The 6,394-nt window shown below is 63.2% G+C and carries 7 protein-coding genes and 1 riboswitch; of the genes, 3 read left to right on the top strand and 4 right to left on the bottom strand.

Annotated features, from left to right (window positions below):
* Positions 1-128: 128 nt before the first annotated feature.
* The 3 genes from ACLPJJ_RS12690 to ACLPJJ_RS12680 form a co-directional block, all read right to left on the bottom strand.
* Positions 129-863 (bottom strand): ABC transporter permease, encoded by a 735-nt coding sequence (locus ACLPJJ_RS12690; protein WP_443591340.1) that lies wholly within the window; start codon positions 861-863, stop codon positions 129-131.
* Positions 860-1,591, bottom strand: coding sequence for an ABC transporter ATP-binding protein (locus ACLPJJ_RS12685; protein ID WP_443591339.1), 732 nt, complete (start codon positions 1,589-1,591; stop codon positions 860-862). Before ACLPJJ_RS12685 ends, ACLPJJ_RS12690 begins: the two co-directional genes overlap by 4 nt.
* A 2-nt stretch (positions 1,592-1,593) precedes the next feature.
* A complete protein-coding gene (locus tag ACLPJJ_RS12680; RefSeq protein ID WP_443591338.1) occupies positions 1,594-2,538 on the bottom strand; it encodes an ABC transporter substrate-binding protein in 945 nt (314 codons plus the stop codon).
* A riboswitch (TPP riboswitch) is annotated at positions 2,530-2,625 on the bottom strand. (Overlaps the previous gene by 9 nt.)
* Positions 2,626-3,143: 518 nt before the next feature.
* Between ACLPJJ_RS12680 and ACLPJJ_RS12675 the strand changes: the two genes are divergently transcribed.
* A complete protein-coding gene (locus tag ACLPJJ_RS12675) occupies positions 3,144-3,908 on the top strand; it encodes a glucose 1-dehydrogenase (RefSeq protein WP_443591337.1) in 765 nt (254 codons plus the stop codon).
* A gap of 94 nt (positions 3,909-4,002) precedes the next feature.
* The gene (locus ACLPJJ_RS12670) at positions 4,003-4,926 is read left to right on the top strand and encodes a transporter (RefSeq protein ID WP_443591336.1); all 924 of its coding nucleotides are present in this window, start codon (positions 4,003-4,005) and stop codon (positions 4,924-4,926) included.
* A gap of 139 nt (positions 4,927-5,065) precedes the next feature.
* Here the strand turns inward: ACLPJJ_RS12670 and ubiA are convergent, their stop codons facing one another.
* Positions 5,066-5,968 carry a 4-hydroxybenzoate octaprenyltransferase gene (gene ubiA, locus ACLPJJ_RS12665; protein ID WP_443591335.1) on the bottom strand — a complete coding sequence of 301 codons (903 nt, stop codon included), beginning with the start codon at positions 5,966-5,968 and terminating at the stop codon, positions 5,066-5,068.
* 18 nt (positions 5,969-5,986) lie between these two features.
* On the opposite strand from ubiA, the gene ACLPJJ_RS12660 reads away from it, so the two are divergent.
* Positions 5,987-6,394, top strand: a 408-nt coding sequence (locus tag ACLPJJ_RS12660) for an RsmE family RNA methyltransferase (RefSeq protein WP_443591334.1), incomplete at its 3' end; no start/stop codon positions are given.

The raw sequence follows: 6,394 nt of genomic DNA, 5'->3' as shown, positions 1-6,394 counted from the left end.
GTGGGCAGACCAGCTAGGAATGCCCAGACTCGCCTAACCTCAATCTCTCGAACCGCCCGGTGCGGACCCGCATGCCGGGTGGTGTGGCAGGGGAGCGATCAGTGATGATCGCCCCCTATGCCGATTGCCTATCCGCCCGGCGCCCAACGCAGCAGGCGTCGCAGTGTTTTATCCACGGCCACGTACATCCCGATGGCGATCGCCATCAGCACAACCAACGCCGCGAACATCAGGTCCGGCTGGATCCGTGCATTGGCGTTCAGCATCACATAGCCAAGCCCGGAGGATGCGCCGACCCATTCGCCGAGGATTGCACCAATCGGCGCCACCGCCGCGGCCACGCGCAGGCCGGAGGCGAGGGCAGGCAGGGCGGCGGGCAGGCGCAACCGAAGCAGCACGTAAGCGGGCCGGGCGTTCATGGTCCGCGCCAGATCCAGCCAGCCCGGCTCGGTGCGGCGCAGCCCGTCGAGAAAATTCGCGGTGACGGGGAAGAAGATCACCAGCATGGCCATGGCCACCTTGGAGGCGAGGCCGAAGCCCAGCCACAGCACGGCCAGCGGCGCCAGGGCGAAAACCGGGATCGCCTGACTGAGCACCAGCACCGGCAGCAGCCAGCGTTGCAGGACGGGCGAGGCCGCCACCGCCAGAGCCGCCAGTGCGCCAAGCAGCGCCCCGCCTACCAGCCCGATGCCGATTTCCGCCAGCGTGACCGCCGCGTTGGCGGCGAGATAGTCGCGCTGCGTCCACAGCGCAGCACCCACGGCCTGCGGGCTGGGCAGCATATAAGGCGGGATTCCGGCATAGGCCGAGATGCCCCACCAGAGCGCCACGAACACCGCAAGCGTGATGAGCGGGCGGATCATGCCGGGCTCAGCGCGGCAAGGCGGCGCAGCAGTTCGCCCTGCATGTGCAGCACGGCGTCGTCATCCGGGGCACGCGGCGGCAGGCCTGGCACGGCGAGTGGTGCTGCCAGCGTCGCCGGGTTGCCCGCGAGCACAGAGAGGGTATGCCCAAGCCGGCAGGCTTCCAGCGGATCATGCGTGATCAGCAGCACCGTGCGCCCGGCCAGCAGCTCCGCTGCGAGGTCCTGGATGCGGGCGCGGCTGATCGCGTCCAGTGCCGAGAACGGCTCGTCCATCAGCACCATCGGGCGGTTCTCGTACAGTGTGCGGGCCAGGGCCACGCGCTGGCGCTCGCCGCCGGAGAGCGTGGCGGGCAAAGCGCGCATGCGGTGCCCCAGCCCCACGCGTTGCAGTAGTGCCGCCGCCCGTTGCGGATCGCGCCGCTCGCCGCGCAGCACCGCCCCGAGCATCACATTGTCCAGCGCATTGGCCCAGGGCAGCAGCAGATCCTGTTGCGCCATGTAGGCCACGCGCCCGGCCAGCTTCTCGCCATCCTCCGCGCGCACGCTGCCCTCGGCTGGCGCCTCCAGCCCGGCGATGATCCGCAGCAGGCTGGTCTTGCCCACGCCGCTAGGCCCCAGCAGCACGGAAAACCGCCCGGCCGGGAGCGAGAGGCTGAGGTTCTCGAAAATGCTCTCCCCGGCATAGCGCAGACCGAGGTTCTCGATGACGATGCCGGGCGGGGACATGGCTAAGTGGCGATCTGCACCGCGTAGGACTCCAGCGGCAGGTTCTGCTTGATCAGCCCGGCCGCGCGCATGAAGTCCCGGTACTTCGTGTAGCGGGCCGTATCCAGCGCCGCCGGATCACGCGCGAAATAGGGCGGCAGCGCGTGCCAGGAGGCGATGTCCAACTTGTCGTTCAGGCTGGGGTTGTCCTTCAGGAACAGCGCCAGCATTTTCTCCGGGGCGGCCTCAAGTGCTGCCACGCCTTCACGCAGCGCGGCCAGGAACCCGGCCAGCGCCTTCAGCCCGGCCTCGCGCGAGAGCAGGATCAACTCGTCCGCCATTGGCACGCCGTAATCCTCGGGCGCGAAGATCACCGGGTTCAGCCCCGCCTGCTGGAGCTGGATATCCTCATATGTGCGGTACGTGCCGATCACCGCATCCACCTCGCGCGATTGCAGCGCCGTGACGAGGTTGAAGTTCACGTTCACCAGCGTCACGTCGGCCAGAGTCAGCCCGGCGGATTTCAGCATCGTGCCGATCAGCACTGTCTCCACCCCGGCCACCGAGTAGCCGATCTTGCGGCCCTTGAGGTCGGCGAGCTTGGTCACGCCGCTTTCCTTCAGCGCGGTGAGCGTGTTCAGGGGCTTGTTAATGAGCGTGCCGGTGCGGCGCACGGGCAGGCCCTGGTCGACCAGCAGATAAAGCTGGGGCTGGTAGCTCAGGCAGGCATCGGCCTGCCCGGCGGCGACGAGGCGCGGCGGCAGGTCCGGGTCGGTGGGGGCGATGAGCTTCACATCCAGCCCGGCGCGGGCGAAGGCGCCGCAATATTTGGCAGCGAAGAGCGGCGCATGGTCCGGGTTGATGAACCAGTCCAGGATGAGGGTGAATTTTTGCGCCGTCCCGGCGCGGGCCAGGGCAGGGGCGGCTAGAGTAGCGGCGGCGGACGAGATAAACCTACGGCGTAGCATATAATTACTCCCTTCGCTGGCATTACCCAGGCAGGTTCAACGGGTATGATCTCAGCCCGCACAGCGCGGGCACCCCGGATGTGGCAATCTTGTTGCGGAATGCCCGTTGGCGTCAAGCGCCGATTGAATCGGTGGTGGGTCAGCCTGAACTCTGTTTCAGGCGCCAAAGGTGCTGGCTGGCATTCCAGGCCGGGAAGCATCCGTCACCACAAGCGGATATTTGCACCGGATTTCCGCACCAAAAGGTGCGGCTAAGCGCCCAAGCTGGGCACTCGAGCGCCTTGGTCGCCTGCCGAGAAGCGGACATTTACCCATTTTAGCTGGAACGTATTTTTAAGATTTTCATTTTAAGATTTTCGCAGCAGATGGGGCTGGACATAGGACGCTCGTGCCCTTGACAATTAGTTTTCGCTATGGTGGTCGTTTGCGCGTATTGGCCTGCTGCCGGTGTTAAAGATACTGAATAGGTGTTTTTTATTCCACCGGAGGTGCGTCATGGAGCGGCGAAAAATTACGGTTGAGTTCAAGCTTGAGGCTAAGCGCCTGATCAAGACGAACGGCGCGCGAATGCATTTTTTCACGACATTTCTCTAGGAGATAGCTACATGAATCGTTTGCAGGACAAAGTTGCTCTGGTTACCGGCGGCGGTTCTGGTCTCGGCCGTGCGACCGCGCTGCGGCTGGCGGGCGAGGGCGCCATCGTGGCCGTGACCGACATGAGCGACGCCAATGGCGCGGAGACGGTGTCGGAAATCGAGAAGGCCGGCGGCACCGCCAAATTCTTTAATCATAACGTCTGCCTGGAAGAGCAGTGGGTCACGGTGATCGACGGCGTGATCGCGGCGTTTGGCCGGCTCGATATTGTCGTTAACAATGCCGGCATAGCCATCCCCGGCAATGCCGAGGCGCTATCCTTCGCGGATTGGCACAAGCTCATGAGCGTCAACCTCGACGGTGTATTCCTGGGCGTGAAGCATGGCATTCGCGGGATCAAGCAAGGCAACCGGGGCGGCTCGATCATCAACCTGTCGTCGATCGAGGGTCTGGTGGGAGACCCCGATCTCGCCGCCTATAATGCCAGCAAGGGCGGTGTGCGCCTGCTCACCAAATCTGCGGCGCTGCATTGCGCGAAAACGGGAACCGGCATCCGGGTGAACTCGGTCCATCCCGGCTTTATCTGGACGCCCATGGTGCAGAATGCTGGGCCTGACGCCGAGGCGCGGCATAAGGCGCTGGTTGCCCTGCATCCGGTCGGCCATTTGGGCGAACCCGACGATATCGCCTGGGGCATCGTTTATCTGGCCTCGGACGAATCCAAATTCGTCACCGGTTCGGAGCTCGTGATCGACGGCGGTTATACGGCTCAGTAATTTTCCCAGAAATTCCCTCGCTCGTCTTGTAGGGACGGCGAGGGAAGAGGACTTATGGGCAGACCAGGCGAACCACATAAATAGAGCCCAGGCCATGATCGCTTTTCGAAGATTTATTGTGGCGATAGTCGGCGGATTGACTGCCGCGACGATGGCTGCATCGCCCAGTCAGGCGATTGATTATCAGCCATTCGATTGGGTTCCCTTTCCAGTGGGAACCCACATCGCCATGGGCTATTACGATTACGGTGCGGATAATCAATATAACAGTACCATAACTGGGACGGCGAAAAAAAATACAGACCTCCAGGTTAGTATAGGAATCGCCAGGTATATTTATTATAACGAGGTCTTCGGTCATCCCTTCGATGTTGATGTGATCCAGCCGTTCGGCAGTCTCTCCGACGGCAGAATCGATGGCTACCGGCTGGGCGATGCTTCGGGAGCAGGGGATCTTATCCTTTCTCCGGGATTCTGGTTCATCAATCGGCCCGAACAGCGGCAATGGCTATCGGCGGCGACTTATACCTCGATTCCGACCGGCACTTATGATAGCCGCAGGTCTCTGAACCTCGGTAAAAATCGATGGCAGAATGATCTGCAGGGGGACCTGACGCAGGGCCTCAGCGATAAATCCACGCTCGATGTCTCGGCTGACTGGACCTACTACGGCGATAATGACAAGTCCGGGACCGGACAGCAGAAACTTACCCAGAATTCCACCTACGCAATCTACGCCTGGCTCTGCTACGATGTTACAGATGTGGTGCGGCGCAGCTGGCCGGGCGCATCAAATGCCGAGATCTCATTCGGCTATGCGGGGCTCTTCGGCGGAAAACAGAAAATTGCCGGGATCGACAATGGAACGAAAACGCGTGAGGATCAGCTTCGGCTGACCTACATGATGTTCCTCTCGCCGACGTGGCAAGGCCTGGTTTCGGTCAACCACGACATTGACGCCTCAGGCCAGTTCAAGCAGAATTTTGGGTTGACCTTGCGGGTCGCGAAAATGTTTTAGTGGAGCGAATCTAACGCTTGGTGCCATCTCGTGACGGCCGCGATAATTTTGTCGGGGCCCTTATGTGGTCATGAAACTGCCTCGCCACGGCCCGCTGCTCTCCACCCGAAACAAAATTCCAAACTGTCCCACTACCGGGCTAAATCCACCCCACTAAAATCGCCACCGCCACCGCCAGTCCCACTTCGCGGTTGAGCTTGAACAGCGCGAGGCAGCGCACCGGGTCGTTTATGTCCAGCCGTGCAACCTGCCAGGCGAGCAGCGCGCCGGGCACCAGCATCAGCGCATAGCCCCACACATGCAGCCCGAAGCCCGCCATGGCCAGCAGCAGCAACAGAAGCGTGCCGGTGTAGCACACCGCCAGCATCTCTCGCGTTTTCGCCCCGAACAGCCGCGCCGTGGATTTCACGCCGATCATCGTGTCGTCCTCGCGGTCCTGGTGCGCGTAGATCGTGTCGTAGCCGAGGATCCACAGAACCGCCGCGCCATAGAGGCAAAGCGACGGCCAGGAGCAGAAATGCCCGGTGGCGGCGGCATAGCCCATCGGCGCGCCCCAGCCGAAGGTGAAGCCCAGAACCACCTGCGGCCACCATGTCACGCGCTTGGCCGCCGGGTACAGCGCCACCAGCAGCAGCGAGCACACGCCGAGGATCTGCGCCGCGCGGTTCAGCAGCAGCAGGATGCCGAGCCCGACGAGGCAGAGCAGTGCCAGAAACACCAGCGCCTGCATCGGCGTCACCGCGCCCGAGGCCAGGGGCCTGCCGCGGGTGCGCTCCACCTGCGCGTCCATCTTGCGGTCCCACAGGTCATTCACCACGCAGCCTGCGCCGCGCATCACCACCGAGCCCACGGCGAACAGCGCCGCCAGCCACAGCCCGGCCCAGAATCCGTGCGCGGCGAGGCAGATGGCCCAGAGCCCGGGCAGGAACAACAGCCAAACGCCGACCGGGCGGTCGAGGCGCGCCAGCAGCACATAAGGCACAAAACGCGGTGGCACGCGGGCCACCCAGCCGGAGAGGCGTATATCGGTAAATCCGCTCATGGTGCTATTCAGCGACGCATGAGTGTCGCGTCAATTCGTCTGTATGTGCCCGGGCCGCTCGCCGCCGGGGCTGATCTCGCCCTTTCCGAGGCGCAATCGCACTACCTTGCCAATGTGATGCGCGCCGCCCAGGGGGATGCCCTGCGTGTTTTCGATGGCGTGAGCGGCGAATGGCGCGCCGCTGTCACCAAAATTTCGCGCAAATCGGTCACGCTCACCTTGGTGGAGCAAACCCGCCCCCAGGCGCCCGAGCCCGATGCCTGGCTCTGCTTCGCCCTGCTCAAGCGCGCCAAGACGGCCATGGTGGTGGAGAAGGCGACCGAACTCGGCGTTTCCGTCATCCAGCCCATCATCACCGCCCGCACCAATGCCGACCATGTGAACCTGGAGCGGCTGCGGTCCATCGCCATCGAGGCCGCGGAGCAA

The sequence above is a fragment of the Acidocella sp. genome (assembly GCF_052326845.1).
GTDB lineage: Bacteria > Pseudomonadota > Alphaproteobacteria > Acetobacterales > Acetobacteraceae > Acidocella.
This window is presented reverse-complemented; position numbering and strand designations above follow the sequence as displayed.

What these genes read in the sequence shown, in the direction of transcription:
- ACLPJJ_RS12680 (WP_443591338.1), bottom strand. Translation starts at nt 2,538, where the DNA reads ATGCTACGCCGTAGGTTTATCTCGTCCGCCGCCGCTACTCTAGCCGCC.
- ubiA (WP_443591335.1), bottom strand. Translation starts at nt 5,968, where the DNA reads ATGAGCGGATTTACCGATATACGCCTCTCCGGCTGGGTGGCCCGCGTG.
- ACLPJJ_RS12690 (WP_443591340.1), bottom strand. Translation starts at nt 863, where the DNA reads ATGATCCGCCCGCTCATCACGCTTGCGGTGTTCGTGGCGCTCTGGTGG.
- ACLPJJ_RS12685 (WP_443591339.1), bottom strand. Translation starts at nt 1,591, where the DNA reads ATGTCCCCGCCCGGCATCGTCATCGAGAACCTCGGTCTGCGCTATGCC.
- ACLPJJ_RS12670 (WP_443591336.1), top strand. Translation starts at nt 4,003, where the DNA reads ATGATCGCTTTTCGAAGATTTATTGTGGCGATAGTCGGCGGATTGACT.
- ACLPJJ_RS12675 (WP_443591337.1), top strand. Translation starts at nt 3,144, where the DNA reads ATGAATCGTTTGCAGGACAAAGTTGCTCTGGTTACCGGCGGCGGTTCT.